This window comes from Streptomyces sp. NPDC107538 (assembly GCF_055657445.1).
The window spans coordinates 283,759-302,988 of record NZ_JBVKAY010000006.1; the positions used below are offsets into that span (position 1 = coordinate 283,759).

Annotated in this window: 17 protein-coding genes; 9 read left to right on the forward strand and 8 right to left on the reverse strand. The window is 71.2% G+C overall.

Annotated elements, in window-relative coordinates:
* Positions 1-4: 4 nt before the first annotated feature.
* Positions 5-802, forward strand: a complete 798-nt coding sequence (locus tag ACZ7MG_RS23020) for an ABC transporter ATP-binding protein (RefSeq protein ID WP_471390740.1) — start codon at positions 5-7, stop codon at positions 800-802.
* Between the two features lie 52 nt (positions 803-854).
* Here ACZ7MG_RS23020 and ACZ7MG_RS23025 read toward each other — a convergent pair whose 3' ends face one another.
* On the reverse strand, positions 855-1,538 hold the full coding sequence (locus ACZ7MG_RS23025; RefSeq protein WP_471390737.1) for an MmyB family transcriptional regulator: 684 nt from the start codon (positions 1,536-1,538) through the stop codon (positions 855-857).
* A 274-nt stretch (positions 1,539-1,812) separates the two neighbouring features.
* Between ACZ7MG_RS23025 and ACZ7MG_RS23030 the strand changes: the two genes are divergently transcribed.
* From ACZ7MG_RS23030 to ACZ7MG_RS23050, 5 genes are all read left to right on the forward strand, one after another.
* Positions 1,813-2,469, forward strand: coding sequence for a helix-turn-helix domain-containing protein (locus ACZ7MG_RS23030; RefSeq protein ID WP_471390735.1), 657 nt, complete (start codon positions 1,813-1,815; stop codon positions 2,467-2,469).
* A 31-nt stretch (positions 2,470-2,500) separates the two neighbouring features.
* Positions 2,501-3,046 carry a toxin-antitoxin system, toxin component gene (locus ACZ7MG_RS23035; RefSeq protein ID WP_471390732.1) on the forward strand — a complete coding sequence of 182 codons (546 nt, stop codon included), beginning with the start codon at positions 2,501-2,503 and terminating at the stop codon, positions 3,044-3,046.
* A gap of 45 nt (positions 3,047-3,091) precedes the next feature.
* The gene (locus tag ACZ7MG_RS23040) at positions 3,092-4,300 is read left to right on the forward strand and encodes an MAB_1171c family putative transporter (RefSeq protein ID WP_471390729.1); all 1,209 of its coding nucleotides are present in this window, start codon (positions 3,092-3,094) and stop codon (positions 4,298-4,300) included.
* The gene (locus tag ACZ7MG_RS23045; RefSeq protein ID WP_471390726.1) at positions 4,284-5,717 is read left to right on the forward strand and encodes an FAD-dependent monooxygenase; all 1,434 of its coding nucleotides are present in this window, start codon (positions 4,284-4,286) and stop codon (positions 5,715-5,717) included. Before ACZ7MG_RS23040 ends, ACZ7MG_RS23045 begins: the two co-directional genes overlap by 17 nt.
* 127 nt (positions 5,718-5,844) lie before the next feature.
* The gene (locus tag ACZ7MG_RS23050) at positions 5,845-6,072 is read left to right on the forward strand and encodes a hypothetical protein (protein WP_086764541.1); all 228 of its coding nucleotides are present in this window, start codon (positions 5,845-5,847) and stop codon (positions 6,070-6,072) included.
* A 73-nt stretch (positions 6,073-6,145) separates the two neighbouring features.
* Here the strand turns inward: ACZ7MG_RS23050 and ACZ7MG_RS23055 are convergent, their stop codons facing one another.
* The 3 genes from ACZ7MG_RS23055 to ACZ7MG_RS23065 are packed head-to-tail and all read right to left on the reverse strand — an operon-like array spanning position 6,146 to position 8,680.
* Positions 6,146-7,117 (reverse strand): polyprenyl synthetase family protein, encoded by a 972-nt coding sequence (locus ACZ7MG_RS23055; protein ID WP_471390722.1) that lies wholly within the window; start codon positions 7,115-7,117, stop codon positions 6,146-6,148.
* A 20-nt stretch (positions 7,118-7,137) separates the two neighbouring features.
* Positions 7,138-7,824, reverse strand: a complete 687-nt coding sequence (locus ACZ7MG_RS23060) for a 4'-phosphopantetheinyl transferase family protein (protein ID WP_471390720.1) — start codon at positions 7,822-7,824, stop codon at positions 7,138-7,140.
* Positions 7,769-8,680 carry a metallophosphoesterase family protein gene (locus tag ACZ7MG_RS23065; protein ID WP_471390718.1) on the reverse strand — a complete coding sequence of 304 codons (912 nt, stop codon included), beginning with the start codon at positions 8,678-8,680 and terminating at the stop codon, positions 7,769-7,771. The genes ACZ7MG_RS23060 and ACZ7MG_RS23065 overlap by 56 nt, the downstream gene beginning before the upstream one ends.
* Positions 8,681-8,970: 290 nt before the next feature.
* Between ACZ7MG_RS23065 and ACZ7MG_RS23070 the strand changes: the two genes are divergently transcribed.
* Entirely contained in the window at positions 8,971-10,104 is a 1,134-nt protein-coding gene (locus ACZ7MG_RS23070; RefSeq protein WP_471390715.1) for an ATP-grasp domain-containing protein, read from the forward strand.
* A 172-nt stretch (positions 10,105-10,276) separates the two neighbouring features.
* Here the strand turns inward: ACZ7MG_RS23070 and ACZ7MG_RS23075 are convergent, their stop codons facing one another.
* The 4 genes from ACZ7MG_RS23075 to ACZ7MG_RS23090 form a co-directional block, all read right to left on the reverse strand.
* A complete protein-coding gene (locus tag ACZ7MG_RS23075; RefSeq protein WP_471390712.1) occupies positions 10,277-11,143 on the reverse strand; it encodes a sulfotransferase family protein in 867 nt (288 codons plus the stop codon).
* A gap of 156 nt (positions 11,144-11,299) precedes the next feature.
* Entirely contained in the window at positions 11,300-14,347 is a 3,048-nt protein-coding gene (locus tag ACZ7MG_RS23080) for an alpha-mannosidase (RefSeq protein ID WP_471390710.1), read from the reverse strand.
* A gap of 97 nt (positions 14,348-14,444) precedes the next feature.
* Positions 14,445-15,785 (reverse strand): 6-phospho-beta-glucosidase, encoded by a 1,341-nt coding sequence (locus ACZ7MG_RS23085; protein WP_471390707.1) that lies wholly within the window; start codon positions 15,783-15,785, stop codon positions 14,445-14,447.
* Positions 15,786-15,897: 112 nt separating this feature from the next.
* The gene (locus ACZ7MG_RS23090; protein WP_471390704.1) at positions 15,898-16,647 is read right to left on the reverse strand and encodes a DeoR/GlpR family DNA-binding transcription regulator; all 750 of its coding nucleotides are present in this window, start codon (positions 16,645-16,647) and stop codon (positions 15,898-15,900) included.
* Positions 16,648-16,774: 127 nt separating this feature from the next.
* Between ACZ7MG_RS23090 and ACZ7MG_RS23095 the strand changes: the two genes are divergently transcribed.
* Together ACZ7MG_RS23095 and ACZ7MG_RS23100 are read left to right on the forward strand one after the other, a co-directional pair.
* Positions 16,775-17,794 (forward strand): carbohydrate kinase family protein, encoded by a 1,020-nt coding sequence (locus tag ACZ7MG_RS23095; protein ID WP_471390702.1) that lies wholly within the window; start codon positions 16,775-16,777, stop codon positions 17,792-17,794.
* A 79-nt stretch (positions 17,795-17,873) separates the two neighbouring features.
* Entirely contained in the window at positions 17,874-19,154 is a 1,281-nt protein-coding gene (locus tag ACZ7MG_RS23100; protein WP_471390699.1) for an ABC transporter substrate-binding protein, read from the forward strand.
* Positions 19,155-19,230: the final 76 nt, after the last annotated feature.

Below are 19,230 nucleotides of genomic sequence, written 5' to 3' on the forward strand. Positions count from 1 at the left end.
GACCATGCTGGACGTACGCGGTCTGAAGAAGGTCTACGAGGGTGCCGGGCGTCGGGTGGAGGCGGTGCGGGACCTCACCTTCACCGTCGACCCGGGTGAACTGGTCTGTCTGGTCGGCCCGTCGGGCTGCGGCAAGACGACCCTGCTGAAGTGTGTGGCCGGGCTGCTGGAGCCGACGGCCGGTCAGATCCTGCTCGGGGGACGGCCGGTGGCGGGCCCGCCACCGGGGATGGCGGTCGTCTTCCAGGAGTACGGGCGCAGCCTGTTCCCCTGGATGCGGGTCCGCGACAACGTCGAACTCCCGCTGAAGCAGAAGAAGTTGAGCAGGGAGCGGCGGCGCGGGCTGGTGGACGACGCGCTGGCCTCGGTCGGGCTGGCCGACGCGGCGGGCGCGTACCCCTGGCAGCTGTCCGGCGGGATGCAGCAGCGGGTCGCGATCGCCCGCGCGCTGGCGTACGAGCCTCAGGTGCTGCTGATGGACGAGCCGTTCGCGGCGGTGGACGCGCAGACCCGTGCCGATCTGGAGGATCTGGTGCGGGGCCTGTGGCGGGAGCGGGGCATGACGGTCCTGTTCGTCACCCATGACATCGACGAGGCCGTCTATCTGGGCGAGCGGGTCCTGATCCTCTCCGCCTCCCCCACCGTCGTACGGGAGCAGCTGAAGGTCGATCTGCCCGCCGGACGGGATCAGTTGCACACCCGGGTGGCCCCGCGGTTCGCGGAGCTGCGGACGCATGTGTACGAGCAGATCCAGGCGGCCAAACGAGGGGTTCCCGGGGGCGTGCCCCTGGACAAGGATTGACCTCCGGCGCCGTCGGCGACCTGAACGCCGGCGGCACCGGAGGGGGTGCGGCTCACCGCTCGGGGGAGGGCACCACGCTCAGATGGCCGAGGGCGGCCCGCCGGGGGCGGCGGGGCCTGCGGACGGGGTTGGCCGGACGGTCCACCTCGCGCAGCACGAGGGTCATCCGGTGGTAGCCCAGGTCGCGGAGGGTGTCGGGGGTCTCGCCGACGATCCGGCAGTCGGTGGCGCCCCAGCGCGGGTCGGGGTGCACCACGGGGCGTACGGCGCCGTCGTGCCGGCCGGCGGCGGGGCCGACCGTGCGGAGCCAGTGCGGGAGGCCGTGGCGGTAGGCGGCGTCCATGATCGGGTCCTGGGCGATGTCCCGGCGGATGGACTGCAGGCCCCGGTCCTGGGGGTGGTGCTCCACCGCGGCGGCGACATGGGCGAGCATCGGCAGACACCAGCTGGACTCGTGGTCCCCGAGGACCGTGGCGGCGTCCGGGTGGAAGAGCACGAAACGCAGGAAGTTGTCGTCGGGCATGGCCGTCGGATGCGGTCCCACATTGCCGAAGAGCGACCGGAAAGCGGCGTTGGCGACGACGACGTCCCAGCGGTGGTCGAGGACGGCGGACGGGAACAGCACGGAGTCCAGCAGCACGGCGTAGTCCTGCAGATACGCCTGCGCGTCCCGGGTTTCGAGACTGTCGGGGACGGGCCGCGGTACCGACCGCCGCCCTCCTGCCTGATATGCCATCGGGAGGTCACCCCTCTTGCCTATGCGGCCTTCTCGCGGCGCCTTGATCCTGGTGCCCCGGCCGGAGGCGTGTCAACTATCGTGGCATTTGGCGCCGGTTGACGGCTGAATCTCGCCACAGTTGTGGCGAGACCTGGATGTGAGTTCGACCCAACCGCTAGTCTCCCCGCAGTTCACGGTGTACTTGCCGGGACCAGGGTCTCGCGCCAGGCTTGGATCCACGGATTCCGCAGTACCGCGAAATTGGCCTGAGAGAGACGTAGGAGATCTGTCGGTGACGGATGGCTTCGAGGTTCCGGACGCCGCGGCGACGGTTCTGCTGCCGGCCGTCGTGGCCCGTGTCACCGCGCTGGCCGACAAGCTGCGCGTTCGGCACACGGAGGTCTTCGACACCCGACGGCTCTCGGTCGCCTCGGGCGTGCCGGAGGCGGTGGTGAAGGCCCTGCTGAGCGGGCAGCGCGCCGGTGAACCGGACGTCCAGGCCCGCTTTCTGCAGCGGCTGGGCCTGCTGCGCCGCACCCGGCTCAAGCCGGGCGGCCGGAAGTACACCCAGCAGGAGATCGCCGACGGCGCCGGGATGTCGCGCCAGCAGGCGGGTGCCCTGATCAACGGGGACCGGCGTCCCACGATGGAGCACTGCGACGCCATCCAGCGCTTCTTCAGAGTGCACGCCGGCTTCCTCACCGCCGAGGACCCCGAGGCGCTGGCGAGCGCCCTGATGCGGACCGAGCAGGAGCTTCTCCAGCAGCTCGCCGACCGTGAGCGCGCGGCGGCCGAGGCCGCGGACGACCCGCTGCAGCGGCTGCTGCAGAACCACGGGGTGCGCTCCATCGCCTGGCGGGCGGCACAGCTGCCCACCGACCAGCACCGCGACAAGGTCGCGGAGTGGCTGGACATGCTGCTGGAGAGCGTCAAGCGGCCCGAGTCCTGACCGGGGGAGATCTGTGGGCATCGGAAAGGAAATGCGCCGTCTGTGCGGCGAGTTGGTCGGCGAGATCGACCTGCCGGCACCGGCGGACCCCGCCGACCTCTACGGCGCCCTGTGCGACGCCATGAGCAGACGCCGCGGCCGCCCCGTCCACTACCGTACGGCCGCCTTCCCGCCGGGCACGGCCAGTGGGCTGTGGCTGGACATGGCCGAACAGGACCTGGTCGTCATCGAGGAACGCACCGCGCCCGACCACCAGTTGGTGATCCTCGGCCATGAGCTGTGGCACATGCAGGCCGGGCACTGCGGCCGGCAGGTCGAGGGTGCCGCGGTCGCCGCGCGCTTATTGAGCCGGGACACGGAACTGCGCGACACCGATCTGCGGGACACGGTGCTGAAGGTCGCCGCCCGGACCCGTTTCGATCTCGCCGACGAGCAGGACGCCGAGAGCTTCGGACTGCTGCTGGCCAGCAAGTGCCGTACGTGGCTGGCCGGTTCGGCGCTGCGCGGGCCGGTGCGCCGCGACCACCTGGCGGGCCGTATCGGGGCCTCGCTGGGCTACCGCGGGCCGCAGGGCTGAGCGGCCGGAACGCCGAGACCCACGAGACGCGAAGACGCAGCGGACATGGACGGGCCCAGCTACTACATTCCGGCTGTCGCGATGACGATCGCGCTGGCCTCGAAGACGCCCGCGCTGCTGCGGAACTGGGGCGACCCGCTGATCAGATCCGTGTGCGCGCTGATGACGCTGGCCGCGCTGGTCTTCTGCTTCGCCGCGCCGCCGACGATCACCGAGCTGAACCACGTCACCGGCGTCACCAACGTCTCGGCGCCCGTCGTCTACTTCCTGCTGAGCGCCTTCAGCGGCTCCTGTCTGGTGCTGATCACCAACTGGCGGGGCGGCCCGCCCGAGTCGACCCGCAGGCTCTCCCGCCGCTGGATCGCCGGGTACGGCGCGGTGTGCGCGGCGATCGTGGTGCTGTTCGTGCTCGGCGACGCGTCCGTGGAGCGGGTGCGGGACTTCGACACGTACTACGCCGACGCCCCGTTCCTGCGCGAGATGATCGTGCTCTATCTGGTCGGGTTCACCGTCGCGGGTGTCGCGATGAACGTCATGTGCTGGCGCTGGGCGCTCCAGGTACGCGGCTGGCTGCGCGCCGGGCTGCTGATCATCGCCTCCGGTTTCCTGCTCAACATCCCGTTCGCGGCGGTCAAACTGATCGCCGTGGTCGCCCGCTGGCAGGGCGGCGACCTGGACTTTCTGAGCACGGACGTCGCCCCGCTGCTGGCGTCCGTCGGCGCCCAGGTCGGCGCGGTCGGCTTCTGTCTGCCGCTGGCCGGGGAGCGCCTGGACGACTCCTGGACCATCTGGTCCATGTACCGCCGGCTCGGCCCGCTGTGGCGGGAGTTGCGCCCCGTCTGGGGCCAGGCGAGCCACGAGGTACGGATCTCCTGGTGGGCCCCGGCGAGGCTCCGGATGACCCAGCGGGAGTCCGACATCCACGACGGCATGCTCAGCCTGTACCCGTACTTCGACTCCGGGGTACGGGCCAGGGCGTACGACGCGGCCGTCGCGTCGGGTTCCGAGCCCGTCCAGGCGCGGGCGGAGGCCGACGCGGCGATGGTGACGGCGGCGGTCCGGGCCAGGGAGGATGATCCGGAGGGCCGGGTCATCAGCTCGGCCGGCGCCGACACGCCCGCCCCGCCCGCCGAGAACCCCCGTGACCTCGTCAGGATGTCCATCGCCCTGCGTCAGTCACCCGTTGTAGCGGCCGCCCGCGAATGGGCCGCCGCGACCAGGTCAGAGAGCGACTTCCATGAGAGAACCCGTTAGCGGTCCGCGCGACGCGGCGGTCACGACCGCCGCCCGCGCCCGCGCCGTCGTCGTCGGCGCGGGCCTGGCCGGTCTGCTGGCCGCCGCCGCGCTGCGCGACCACGCCGAGGTCGTCGTCGTCGAACGCGACGCGCTGCCCGAGGGGCCGGAGCCCCGCAAGGGTGTCCCCCAGGCCCGGCACGCCCATCTGCTGTGGTCCGGCGGGGCGCGCGCCATGGAGGACCTGCTGCCGGGGGTCACGGACGCCTGGCTGGCGGCCGGAGCCCGGCGCATCCCGCTGCCGACCGGTCTGGTCTCCCTGTCACCGCAGGGCTGGGTCCGGCGCTGGCCCGAGATGGAGTTCATGATCGCGTGCAGCCGCGATCTGCTGGAGTCGGTCGTCCGCGCCCAGTTGCTCGCCGGGCCCCGGGTCACCGTGCTCGACCGCACCGAGATCCTGGGGCTGGAGGGCGACGCCTCCCGGGTGACGGGGCTGCGGGTCCGTTCCGTCGACGGCGAGGAGCGGGTGCTCGGCGCCGACCTGGTGGTGGACGCCGCCGGGCGCGGTTCGCGGGGCACCGCGTGGCTCGACGCGCTCGGCGTGGCGCCCGCGCCGATGGAGGAGGTCGACTCCGGGCTCGTGTACGCCACCCGGCTCTTCCGGGCGCCCGCGGGCACCGAGGAGTACCCGGTGGTCAATGTGCAGCCGGACGGCTCGCAGCCGGTGCCGGGGCGCAGCGCGACCCTGGTGCCCGTCGAGGGCGGGCGCTGGCTGGTGACGCTGTCGGGCACCCGGGGAGGCCAGCCGACCTCCCTCGCCGAGGAGTTCGAGCCGTTCGCGCGTGACGTCAGGGACCCGGTCGTGGGCGAGCTGATCGCCCGCGCCGAGCCCCTGACGGACGTCGTGATCACCCGTAGCACGATCAACCGGCGGCGCTTCTTCGAGAAGGTGTCCGGCTGGCCCGACGGCTTGGTCGCGATCGGCGACTCGGTCGCCACGTACAACCCGATATACGGCCACGGCATGTCCGTCGCCGCGCAGAGCGCCGTACTGCTGCGTGAACGGGTCGCCGCCCACGGGCTGTCGGCGCCCGGGCTGGCGCGACGGGTGCAGAAGGCCGTGGCGGTGCCGGTGACGCTCGCCTGGGAGCTGGCCACGGGCGCGGACATCCGTTACCCGGAGGCCATCGGCAAGCGCCCGAACGCCGCGCGCAGGCTCTTCGGCCGCTATGTGGAGCGGCTGATGCGTACCGCGCTGGGCCGCCCCCTGGCCTTCAAGGCATACCTCGGCGTGATCACCCTCACCGAGCCCATCGCTGCCCTGGTCCGGCCGGAGGTGGTCCTCGCGGTACTCCGCGGCCCCGTCAAACCCCCGTTGACGGCACCACCCCTGACGGACCATGAGCGGGAGACGGTGCTGGGCCCGGCGCCGCGGTAGCCCCCGCGGCGACATCCGCGCGTCGGGGCGGGGGGATTGTCAGTGGTGGACGGCAAGCTGGGAGGGTGCCCCCCGTGTGCCGGGGCGGCATGGAGTTCCGCCGATCCGACCAGGGGAGAGCCGTTCGATGCCGACCGCCGTACTGACCGACCGCGAGCGCGCCGCCGTACAGGCCTATCTGCGGCTGCTGGGGACCGTACGAGCGGCCTTCGACGGGCCGCCCGAGTCCCGCCGACCACCCGTGGTGCCGCCCGCCGCGCTCGCCGAGGCGGAGCAGGCACTGGCGGCGGCGGGCCTGTCGGGGAACGAGGAGGAGTTCTTCCGGCTGCTCCGGAGCTGGTGCCCGGAGAGGTGACCGCTCGCGCCGACGGTCCGCCGGAACTCCCCGCGAACCGTCGGCGCTACGCGGCCCCCAGCCCGGACCGGCCCTAGGTCAGCTGCATCCGGGCGGCCTGGTCCACCAGTTGTCGCAGGGCCGGCAAGTAGGTCTCGTCGCCGCCCAGTTCGTCGAGGAGGCGGTGGGCGTCGTCGCGGTGGGCGGTGAGGTCCTTCTCGTAGCGCCGGAGCACGACGGGGGCGAGGAGTGTCTCGCGGAGTCGGGCGCGGGCGGGTTCGGAGGTCCGCGCGGTGACGGCGAGTTCGACGACGTCTGCCCTCGATCCGGGCGGGGTCTCCGCCAGGGCGCAGGCGAGGAGATACGTGGCCGTGCCGTTGAGCAGGTCCTCGTCCCGGCCCGAGAGCAGGTCCTCCTGGTCGTTGAAGAGCTGCCAGAGGATGCCGAAGACCTCGCCGAACTCCCGCCACCGTGCGATCCGTTCGGCCCCGGAGCCGCAGAGGATCGCGGCCATCGCCGTGATCATCGCGAAGGGGGCACCGGACTTCCCGCGATAGGCGGCGAGGACCGTGTCCGGTGAGGTGCCCGCGATGTCGCCGCGCAGATCCCTCAACTGCCCTTCCACGGCGTCGATCCAGCAGGTGACGATCTCACCGGTGAGCGCGTTGCGGACGGCGTCCGGCACCGGCTGGGACTGGACGACCCTGATGGGGAGGGCCTGTCCACCGAGGACGGACGCGAGCAGCGCCTCGTCCGGGCCGAGTCCGGCGGGGGTGTGCGCCCGCTGGCCGTCGGCCAGGTCGTCGAGGTAGCAGGCGGAGGTCCACCACAGGACGTGCACGGCCGACAGGGGCACGGCCGGCCCGGGGGTGCCCGTCTCGGCCGCGTGCACGAGCAGCGGGAGCACGGACAGCGGGTACTTCATCCGCTGATGGCCGAGCAGCCCGGCCATGGAGGTCCGGACCGCCTCCGCCGACGGCCCGAGCCCCTCCAGGGCGGCCGCGATCTCCGCGTCGATGTCCGGCGATATCCGTCTGTGCAACTCCACATAGGTCAGTGCGTTCATCTGGCGTCCTCGTCCTCGTCCTACGTCGGGAGGGGAACCGAAACCGCCGTCGCCACCAGCCCCTGCCGGACGGTCCAGCGTCCGTCGAAGGCGTCGATACGACGACCGTCCACCACCGGTCCGGGTACGAGGAGTTCGGCGCGCAGGGCGCCGGAGCGGCCGTCGGGGTCGACGGTCACCTCGATGTCGGCCTCCGAGAAGTCCAGCCACCGCCCGGTGAGCGGGAACCACGCTTTGTAGACGGACTCCTTGGCACTGAAGAGCAGCCGGTCCCAGTGGACCGAGGGGTGGTCGGCGGTCAGACGGCGCAGTCGGATCTCCTCCGCGGGGAGGGCGATCGCCGTCAGGACGCCCTCGGGCAGGGCGTCGTGGGGTTCGGCGTCGACGCCGAGGGAGGCGAGGTCGCCGACGCGGACCAGGGCGGCGGCGGCGAACCCGTCGCAGTGGGTCATGCTGCCCGTCAGCCCGTCCGGCCAGCCCGGGGCTCCGCGCTCGCCGGGCACGATCGCCCGCGGCGCCACGCCGAGCTTCTCCATGGCCCGCCGGGCGCAGGCGCGGACGACGGTGAACTCCTGGCGCCGCTTCGCCACCGCCCGCGCCACGACCGCCTCCTCCTCGGGGTACAGCTCGATCCCCTCGACGACGGCCGCGTCAGGGCCGTGCGCCTCCACGACCACGACCGCTCCCGGAAGCAGTTCCTCGATCACCGGCTTGGTCCTCCATCGGCAGAACGCGACGCAGCCTGCCCGGCGGTTCCGGGCGGGGGCGCCACTCACGGGGGTAACCCACGGACACCTCTTCGAAGCGGACCCCGTCCAGCCAGGTGGTCCGCGGGATGTGCAGATGGCCGTAGACCATGACCTCGACGTTGAAGCGTCGGTGCCAGTCGGCGGTCAGGGCCGTGCCGCACCACATGGCGAACTCGGGGTAGCGCAGGACGTCCGTCGGGTGCCGGTCCAGGGGGTAGTGGTTGACCAGCACCTTCGGCAGTTCGGCGGGGAGTTCGGCGAGCCTGCGTTCGGTCTCGGCGACCCGGGCGCGGCACCAGTCGTCGCGGCTCGGGTACGGGTCGGGGTACAGCACATGCTCGTCGGTGCAGACCACACCGGTGCCGTGCGCGTACTCCAGACCCTCCTCCTTCGTGGCGCAGCCCTTGGGCAGGAACGAGTAGTCGTACAGCAGGAAGAGCGGCGCGATCACCACCGGGCCACCGGGTCCCTCCCAGAGGGGGTACGGGTCCTCGGGGGTGACGACGCCCAACTCCCGGCAGAGCGCGACGAGATGCTCGTACCGCTCGACGCCCTTGTACGGGACGGTCTCGCTGGGGTGGGTCCACAGTTCGTGGTTGCCCGGCGCCCAGACGACCTTGGCGAAGCGGCCGGCGAGAGTCGTGAGGGCCCAGCGGATGTCGGCGACGGTCTCGGAGACGTCACCGGCCACGAGGAGCCAGTCGTCGTCGGTCTCCGGACGCATCTGTTCGACGAGGGCTCGATTCTCGGGATAGCCGATGTGCAGATCACTGATGGCCAGCAGATTTCCGTGCCGGCCGACCCTCGACTCCACCCGTACTCCCTTCGGAACACCGAACATCAACACGAGAACACACGGGCACACCGGTGGACAAGACCGGTCTGCCGGACCCTCGCACCCGTGCCCCCGTGAGCCCCCCGGTGATCCCGCCGCGCAAGGATTAACACGCGCGTGACAGAAACATGGGCCCCAGTGGCCGTATGATCCGTCCTACACCACCGCCACGCCCCTCTTTCGCGTACGGCGGTTCGGCGTACCTCCATCCCCCCTGGCCGGGCACGGCCTGCTCCGCCGTGCCCGCGAACCCTGGAAAGGCGGCCTGCATGGTCTCTCGCGTACGCGTCTGGCTCAACCGCACGTACGCGGAGAACGTCTTCTTCATGGATCAGCTGCGGCATAATCCGCACGCTCGTCCGGTGGACATCCACGCGACGCACGGTGACGCCGACTCCCCGGTCCTGGCCGCCGCCGACACCGCCGACCTCGAACCCGAGGGCCTCTCCCCCGCCGCGTACGTCGAGTACGCGCTCGACCAGTGCGCCAAGCGCTCCATCGACGTGTTCGTGCCCCGGCTGCACCAGGCCGCGCTGGCCGCGCACCGCGAGGAGTTCGCGGCCGTGGGCACGGCGCTGCTGGCGCCGCCCGTCGCCGGGATCGAGGTCTTCGAGGACAAGGTGACCGCGTACGAGGCGGTCCGGGAGCACGGAATTCCGGTGCCGCCGTGGTTCCGGGTCACCAACGCCGACGAACTGATCGCCGCGGTCGAGGAGTTGGAGGACGCCGGACACAAGGCGTGCTTCAAGCCGGCGTCCGGGGCGGGTGGGGTGGGCTTCCGTGTCGTGACACGCGCCCCGTTCTCGCTCTCGCACCTCAGCGGGTTCCCGACTCCGTATGTGCAGCTCGACATGGTGGTGGAGGCGGTGCGGGCGGCCGAGGAGCCCGTCGACTGGATGGTGATGCCGCGGCTGGAACAGCCGGAGGTGTCCGTCGACTGTCTCACCGGTCCCGACGGGCGGGTCCGGATGGCCGTGGGCCGTACCAAGAACGGGCGGCGGCGCGGTTTCTCGCTGAACCCGGCGTGGATCGAGCCGGCGCGGCGGATCGCGGAGCGGTTCCAGTTGCACTATCTGACGAACATCCAGTTCCGGATGTACGGGGACGAGCCGGTGCTGATGGATGTCAACACGCGGCCGGCGGGTGGGCTGCATCAGCTGGCCCTGTGCGGGATCAACGCGCCGTGGGCGGCTGTGCGGTTGGCGCTCGGCGAGGAGCCGGGGGATGTGATGCCGGCTCGGCTGGGGCAGGACTACACGGTGGTGTCGGGGCCTCGGCCGGTGCGGGCGGTGAACCTGCCGCATCAGGTGGCCGAGGTGGTGGTCGCGGCGGAGACGCGGGCGCTGGCCGTCCCGGCGGTCCCGGTGTGCAAGCCCGCCGCGGACCGGCCTCTCGTGGTCTGATTTTCCTCAGGGGCTGCGCCCCTTCGGCCCCCTTGGGTGCGTTGTCGGGTGCGGGTGAGTGGGGGCTGGTCGCGCAGTTCCCCGCGCCCCTTAAAAGCGCCGGGCGCGACCCATGCCGTCAAGGGGCGCGGGGAACTGCGCGAGAAGCCCCACCGGACCCGCACCCGTCAACTCAGCCGGCGTACCCCCACGCTTCGGCCAGTTCCCGTAGGCGCGGCGGGAGGTCCGAGGTCGGGTCGGCCGGGCGGGCCGGTTGGATCTTGCCGGACTTGATCGTGGTGGACCAGTCGCCGAGTTGGGGGCGGAAGGTGCCGTGGTCCTTCGTGCCGTAGTCGAGCATCCCCGGTTCCCAGGCGACACCCAGGTGGTCGCAGATCCCCCGCGTGACCTTCTCCGGCTCGGCGGTGAGCTCCTCGTAACGGATCACATGGACGGGCAGGCTCTGCCGTGCCTCCTCCAGCTTCTCGCTGTAGGAGAGGACCTCGGCCCGGATCGCCTCGTGGTCCGGATCGGTACGGCGGCTCGTCAGGGACTGCACGACCGCACCGGGGTGACGCAGCAGCAGAATGTAGCGGGCGTTCGGCCAACATCGGTGCAGCCGCGGCCAGATGAGCGTGTTCGGCGGTGTCTTGTCGACGATGATCCGCTTGCCGCTGCGGGTGAGTTCATGGTGGAGGATACGGTCCCACAGGACATGCTCCAGCTCGGACTTGTCGAGTTCCAGCGCCATCATCGCGTCCGCGGTGAAATCCCGGGAGAGATGGACGTGGACCGTCCGCAGATGCATCTCGTGCGGGGCGCGGATCTGGCTGTGGCTGTTGAGGATCACCCGCAGCAGCGTCGAGCCCGACCGCACCGAGGAGAGGACGAACACGGGCGCGTCCACCAGCCGGGACGCGCGCGGTGCCACGTACGGCGGTTCCACGGGCGCGGTGTCGGCCCTGGGCGCGGGCACGGCGTTCAGCGGATTGCGCGGCGGGCTCACCGCCTCGGCGATCAGCCTGCCCCGGCGCCGCAGCCCCTTACCGATCGCGTTCATGCGCGGATCTCGCACGATGACACCTCACAACTTTTCTTCGCACTGTCGCGTTGCCCCGTATCACAGGGGCAGTGAGCGAATTTCAGGTGTCGTGGAGGGAACGGACAAGGGTCGCGGCGGGCAGTGCACCGCCGCGACCAGCCGTTTTACGTTCCCTTAATTTTTCATTACCTTCAGCCGCAGCGTCTGCACCTCGAAGGGGCGCAGCGTCACCGGGACGCCGTTGCCCTCCGTGGCCGTCTCCGACAGCGGGCGCTCCAGCAGGTCGGTGATCTGCGCCCCGGCCAGCGGGAATCCGGTGCGCAGGACGCCCCGGGCCCGGCCGCCGCTCGACTCGTAGATCCGGACCACGACGTCGCCGGAGGCGTCGTCGGCGAGCTTGACCGCCTCGACGGTCACGCCGTCGCCGTCCACGGAGACGACCGGCTCGGGCGCGCCCGCCGCGTCCGCGACGCGCAGCGGCAGGTTGAGGGCGTAGCCCTCGGCGACCGCGTCCTCGACGGTCGCGCCGGGGAGCAGGGAGTAGGTGAGGCGGTGCTTGCCCTGGTCGGCCTCGGGGTCCGGGATGCGCGGGGCGCGGACCAGGCTGAGGCGGACCGTGGTGGTCGTACCGCCGTCCTCGCGGACCGTGCGGGAGACGTCGTGGCCGTACGTCGAGTCGTTGATGACCGCGACGCCGTAGCCGGGTTCGCCGACGTGCACCCAGCGGTGGCCGGAGACCTCGAAGCGGGCCGCCTCCCAGCTGGTGTTGGTGTGGGTGGGGCGCTGGATGTGACCGAACTGGATCTCGGCGGAGGAGTGGGCGGCGCGGACATCGATCGGGAAGCCGGCCTTGAGGAACTTCTCCGCCTCGTGCCAGTCGATGTCCGTCTCGAAGTCGATCCGGGGGCTGCCGGCGCGCAGGGTGATCGTCTGGGTGATGCGGGAGCCCTTGCCGAACGCGCGCTCGACGCGGATGGCCCCGAGGAGGGGGTCCTCCTCGACCACGGTGATCGAATCGGCGTCCAGCAGGTCCGTGTAGCGGTTCCTGTAGTGCTTGTCGACGTCCCAGGCGTCCCAGTAGTTCGGGAGGTCGGTGTGCAGGCGCAGCAGGTTGCCCTTGTCGCCGAGGACCTCGCGGTCGGCGACCAGGTCGCGGACCGAGGCGAGGGTGCCGTCCTCGGCGATCTCGACCCGGACCAGACCGTTGTCGAGGACGCGGCCGGAAACCGTGACGGGGTGCGGGGGTGCGGCGGGGGTGAGGGGCGCGCTGCCGTTCGCGGGAACCGTGACGTACACGGGTGCGCCCTCGGCCGTGCGGACGACCTCGGCCCGGTCGCGCGGGCTGGTGTTGAAGACACGCGCGTCGCCGCCGCCGAGCGCCGCGACGGCCTCCGTCGTCAGCTCTTCCAACTCCTTCGCCACCCGCGCGTACTCCGCCTCCGCCTCGCGGTGCACCCAGGCGATCGAGGAGCCCGGCAGGATGTCGTGGAACTGGTGGAGGAGGACCGTCTTCCAGAGGCGGTCGAGCTTCTCGTGGGGGTACGTGTACTCCGGCGCGTGGAGCGCGGCCGTCGTCGCCCACAGCTCGGCCTCGCGCAGCTTGTGCTCGCTGCGGCGGTTGCCCTGCTTGGTGCGGGCCTGGGAGGTGTAGGTGGCACGGTGGAGTTCGAGGTACAGCTCGCCGTTCCAGACGGGGGCGTCCTCGTACTCGGCGCGGGCCTTGGCGAAGAACTCGTCGGGGTGTTCGACGACGACCTTCGGGGAGCCTTCGAGGTCGGCGAGGCGCCGGGCCCGCTCCATGATCTCGCGGGTGGGGCCGCCGCCGCCGTCGCCCCAGCCGAAGGGGGCCAGGGAGCGCGTACCGGCGCCCTTCTCCTGGTAGTTGCGGACCGCGCGGTCCATCTCCTCGCCGCTGAAGCGGGCGTTGTAGGTGTCGACCGGCGGGAAGTGGGTGAAGATGCGGGTGCCGTCGATGCCCTCCCACCAGAAGGTGTGGTGGGGGAAGCGGTTGGTCTGGTTCCAGGAGATTTTCTGGGTGAGGAACCAGTCGTTGCCGGCGAGCTTGGCGAGCTGCGGGTAGGAGGCGTTGTAGCCGAAGGAGTCCGGCAGCCAGACGCCCTTGGTCTCGATGCCGAAGTGCTCGATGAAGAACCGCTTGCCGTGGACGAGCTGGCGGGCGATGGCCTCGCCGCCGGGCAGGTTGCCGTCGGACTCGACCCACATACCGCCGACCGGTACCCACTGGCCCTTGTCGACGGCCTTCTTGATCCGCTCCCACACCTGCGGGTAGTTGTCGCGCACCCATTCGTACTGCACGGCCTGGGAGCAGGCGAAGATGAAGTCCTCGTACTCGTCGGCCAGCGCGGTGACGTTGGAGAAGGTGCGGGAGGTCTTGCGCTTGGTCTCGCGGATGGGCCAGAGCCAGGCGGAGTCGATGTGGGCGTGGCCGACGCCGGAGATGGTGTGGGCGCTGGCGTGGGCGGGCTTGGCGAGGACCGGGGCGAGGATCTCGCGGACGGCCGTGGCGCTGCCGGAGACGTCGTCGAGGTCGACGGCGTCCATGGCCCGGTCCAGGGCGTGCAGGATCTCGTGGCGGCGGGGCTCGTGCTCGGCGAGGTGGACCATCAGCTCACGCAGCACCTGGAGGTCCAGGTCGAGGTGGAAGACCTCCTCGTCGAGGACGGCGATGTCGGCGCGCTGGAAGGTGTAGAGGGGCTTGTCGCCGGCGGTCAGGATGTCGCCCATCGGCGTGATCTTGGAGAAGTTGTCGGCGAGGATGTCGGGGTTGGAGGCCGCCTCGACCAGGTAGTCGATGGTCTCGCCGCCGCGTACGGGGTTGCCGATCGGCACGTACTGGTTGAGCGGGTTGACCGCCTTCAGCGGGGTGCCGTCGGCGAGGTGGACCAGGGCCTCGGCCTGGTTGCCGGGCCAGTCGCCGACGAAGCCGAGGTCGATGACCGCCTCGACACGGCGGCCCGCCCACTCGGCCGGGACCTGTCCGCGCATCCGGAACCAGGTGGTGCCCCACGGCGGGCCCCAGGGGGTGTCCATCGCGAACGGGGTGTACGAGGCGGCCGCGGCCTCCTCGAAGGGGACCGGCTCGCCCGGCGCCTGCCAGGCCTCGACCTCGAAGGGCACGGAGGCCGCGTAGATGGCGGGCTTGATGCGCTGGGTGTGGACGCGCTCGACGCGTTCCTCGATGCGGCGGCGTTCGTCATGCATGAGTGGTCTCCAGAGAGAGGGCGGAGCTGGAGCGGGTGGAGAGGGAGGGGGTGGAGAGGGAGGAGGCAGGTCGGGAAAGCGCTTTCTGGGCGGGAGCCTACTTCAGGTATCCCAGGCCGGGGTGCACGGCCGTGTAGCCCTCGACCAGACGCCGGGCCACGTTCACCGAGTCGACCAGCGGGTGCAGGGCGAAGGCCTTCACCGCGGTCGTCCGGGAGCCCGCCTCGGCGGCGGCCAGGACCTCGCGTTCGACGGCCTTGACCGCGCAGACCAGGCCGGTGGCGTGGTCGGGCAGGGGGGCGACGGAGACCGGGTGGGCGCCGTTGGCGTCGACCAGGCAGGGCACCTCGATGACGGCCTCGGTGTCGAGGGCGGCGAGGGTGCCCTTGTTGCGGACGTTGAGGATGAGGGTGGTGCGCTCGTCGCGGGCGATGGCCCGCATCAGGGCGAGGGCGACCTTCTCGTAGCCGCCGGAGAGGTCGTCGGCGTCGCGTTCGCCGGCGCCGGCCGTCTCCCGGTTCTCCGACATGTAGGTGGCCTCGCGCTCGGCGCGGGTGCGGTCCCAGGCCTTGAGGGCGTGGGCGTCGGGGCGGCGCATCTCCTCGTAGAAGTGGGCCTGCTGGTCCTTGAGGAAGGCGCCGCGGGTCTTCTCGACCGCCTGGTAGGCGCGGACGGCCTCGCGGTTGAAGTAGTAGTAGTGCAGGTACTCGTTGGGGATGGCGCCGAGGGACTGGAGCCAGTCGACGCCGAAGAGCTTGCCCTCCTCGAAGGAGCCGAGGAGGTCGCGGTCGGCCAGCAGGCGCGGGAGTTCGTCGCGGCCGGCGATGTGCAGGCCGCGGACCCAGCCGAGGTGGTTGAGGCCGACGTAGTCGATCCAGGCCTCGGCCGGCTTGGCCGCCCCGAGGACGCGGGCGATGCGGCGGCCGAGGCCGACGGGTGAGTCGCAGATGCCGATGACGCGGTCGCCGAGGTGGCGGGACATGGCCTCGGTGACCAGGCCGGCGGGGTTGGTGAAGTTGATGAGCCAGGCGTCGGGGGCGAGCCGGGCCACGCGCCGGGCGATGTCCACGGCGACCGGGACCGTGCGCAGGCCGTAGGCGATACCGCCGGCGCCGACGGTCTCCTGGCCGAGGACGCCCTCGTCGAGGGCCACGCGCTCGTCGTTCGCGCGGCCCTCCAGGCCGCCGACGCGGATCGCGGAGAAGATGAAGTCGGCGCCGGTGAGGGCCTCGTCGAGGTCGGTGGTGGCGGTCACCTCGGGGGCGTCGGGGACATCGGCGGCCTGCTCGGCGAGGACACGGGTGACGGCGGAGAGCCGCTCGGCGTCCAGGTCGTGCAGGACGACATGGGTGACCCGGCCCTCGGCGCGGTCCCCGAGGAGCGCCCCGTACACGAGGGGCACCCGGAATCCTCCGCCGCCCAGAATCGTCAGCTTCACGCAACTACCACCTTTGCCGATCGTGCAAGTTCTGCGGGCCGTCCGACACGTGTCAGCCCTCCCCGCCCGGGGACGGTCGACACGTGGGCCGGCCCTCCCCTTCCGGGGGCGGTCATACGGTGACCACTTCGACCCCCGCGTCCTCGAACGACGACAGGGTCCCCGGGTCCACCGACCCGTTGGTCACGACCACGTCGAGTTCCCCGGGTCCGCAGACCTTGGCCATGCCCGTGCCGGGGAACTTCGCGGAGTCGGCGAGCAGGACGACCTTGTCGCTCGCCCTGATCATCGCGCGTTTCACGGGGACCTCGACGACGGTCGTGTCCATCACCTGTCCGCCGGGGCGCACTCCACTCGTACCGAGGAAGAGCCAGTCGGCGTGGAGTTGACGGAGGTTGTCCTCGGTGAGGAAGCCGACGAGCGAACGGTACTCGCGGCGGACCATGCCGCCGAGCAGCACCAGTTCGATGCCCTCGTCGTCGGCCAGCTCCTCGTAGACCACCAGATTGCTGGTGATCACGGTGAGGCGGCGGCCGTGCAGCTGCCGGGCCAGTCGGTAGGCGGTGGTCCCGATGTCGAGGAGCACGGACTGGCCGTCGTGGACCATCGAGGCGGCCTTCGCCGCTATCGCGTCCTTCTCGGCCACCCGTACCTCGGCGACCTCGGCGAAGGGCTGATCGCCCTCGTCCACGACGGCGCCGCCGTGCACGCGGGTGAGCAGCCCCTCCTCCTCCAGCCGGACGAGGTCGCGCCGGATGGTGGCGGGGCTCACACCGAGCTGTTCGGACAGGTCGGTGACTGCCGCCGGGCCCCCTGATCTCAGGGCCCGCAGGATGAGTTGGTGTCGTCGCTCTGCCAGCACGCGCTGAACAGTACTCGTCATTCCCAATCAAATCCATGCTCACTTCTGCTCGGGTATTGACCAATCTCTCGGATCGGCGCACGATTCCCGGCATCGAATTTGAAGAGTTCTGACGAGAGGTGCACACGTGGACGACGACCGGCCCGATGTGCTGCTGACCGGGCTGCTCTTCTACGACCTCGTGCTGACGGGGCTGGGAAAGCCGCCCACACCCGGCGAGGAGATCTGGACCGACGGCATGGGCTGCGGCCCGGGCGGTATCGCCAACCTGGCGGTGGCCGCGGCCCGTTTCGGCCTGCGGACCTCGCTGGCCACGGTCTTCGGCGACGACTACTACGGCGGGTACTGCCGTGAGGTCCTCGCCGGCCAGGAGGGCGTCGACCTCTCCCTCTCCCGCACCGCCGACGGCTGGCACACCCCCGTCACCGTCTCCCTGGCACACGGCCACGACCGCGCCCTCGTCACCCACGGTCAGGAACCCCCGTACTCGCAGGACGTCCTGATGGGCGACCCGCCCGAGTCGCGCACGGCGCTCGTGCACATCGAGGCCGAGCCGCGCGAGTGGCTCGCCAAGGCCGCCGCGAACGGCACGCACATCTACGCCGACGTCGGCTGGGACCCCACCCAGCGGTGGTCCCGCGACCTGCTCGACCAACTCGCCCTGTGCCACGCCTTCCTGCCCAACGAGACCGAGGCGATGGCGTACACCCGGACGGACAGCGCGGTCGCCGCGCTCGGCACGCTGAGCGAGCTGGTACCGGTGGCCGTGGTCACCCGCGGCGGCGAGGGCGCGGTCGCGGTGGACCAGACGACCGGCGAGTACGCGGAGGTCCCGGCCCTGGACGTCGACGTGCTCGACGCGACGGGCGCCGGCGACGTCTTCGGCGCGAGCTTCGTCGCCGCCTCCCTCGGCGGCTGGCCCCTGGCGGAGCGGCTGCGGTTCGCCGTACTGTCCGCCGGACTGTCCGTGGGCCACCACGGCGGAGGCCTGGCCGCGCCCGGCTGGTACGGCGTCGACCGCTGGTGGCGCTCACTGACCGACCCCGGCCTGCGGAAGGCCTACGGCTTCCTCGCGGACCGCATCCCCGCCGACGTCGGCCCACCGGTGCGCCACGCCCCGGTCACCCCGCCCGCGCGGCCCCACTGACCCCCCGCATCCCCCTGCCCTTCGCCCCCCTGCACCAAAGCCCCGAAGTACCACGAACAGGAACAAACAGGAGTGACCCGTGGACCTTTCTCGTAGAGGCTTCCTCCAGGCTGCCGTGTTCACCGCGGCGGCCTCCGGACTGACCGTCGCCTGTGGCGGCGGCTCGGATTCCGGCGGCACCAAGAACGGCAAGAACCTCACCCTGTGGTACTGGGGCGGCGCCCTCAGCGACAAGGTGGTCGCCGAGGCCAAGACGCAGTTCAAGAGCCAGATCAAGCTGACCAGTTCCTCCATCGGCGGCGACTTCAAGCAGAAGCTCACCACCACCCTCGCGGCCGGCGGCTCCTCGGTGCCGGACATCACCGGTATCAAGGGCGAGGACATCGCCTCCTTCCTGCCCAACGCCGACCGCTTCCTCGACCTGAACGACCTGGGCTTCAAGAAGATCTCCTCGCAGTACCTGGAGTGGAAGACCAAGCTCGCCCAGACCGAGGACGGCAAGCAGATCGGCTTCCCGATCGACATCGGCCCCACCGCGCTCTTCTACCGCGCCGACCAGTTCGAGAAGGCGGGCCTGCCCAGCGACCCGGCCAAGGTCGCCGCCGAGGCCAAGACCTGGGACGACTACTTCGCGCTCGGCACCGAGTTGAAGAAGGCGCTGCCCGGCACCTTCCTCATCAACAACATGGGCTCGGTGTTCAGCATCGCGGTCGGCCAGGGCACCGAGCGGTTCATCGACAAGGACAACCACTTCATCGGCGACCAGGACCACATCCGCGCCGCGTGGGACCACGCGATCCGCGCCTACACGCTCGGCATCGACGCCAAGATCAACGACCAGAGCTGGAACGCGGCCGTCGGCAAGACCCTGACCACCGAGGTCGGCGCCGCCTGGCACGCGTTGGACATCGAGTCGGCGGCGCCGAACACCAAGGGCAAGTGGCGGGTCACCGCGACCCCGGGCGGGCCGGCCAACCAGGGCGGCTCCTATCTGACCCTGCCCAAGCAGTGCCGGAACCCCGAAGAGGCGTTCAAGATCATCAGCTGGATCCTCAGCCCGGACAACAACGCCAAGAGCTTCACCGACGCCGCCATCTTCCCCGCCTCCCCGGAGACGTACGCGATGCCGGCCATGACGGGCCCCGACGCCTTCTTCGGCGGACAGAAGATCATCGAGGTGTTCGGCCCGGCCGCCGAGGCGATCCCCGTCAGCTACGAGGCGCCCGCCGACTCCGCGGTGATGGCTCCCTTCATGGCCGAGCTGACCAGCATCGAGGCCAAGGGCAAGAAGCCCGACGACGCCTGGAAGGACGCGGTCTCCCAGGCCAAGCAGATCGCCAGGCGACAGGGGGTGAAGTGAGGTGTCGTCACCTCCGGTGACCGGCCCCGCCACGGTGCCCGAGCGCCGTGGCGGGCCGGGCCCGGCCCGCTTCCGC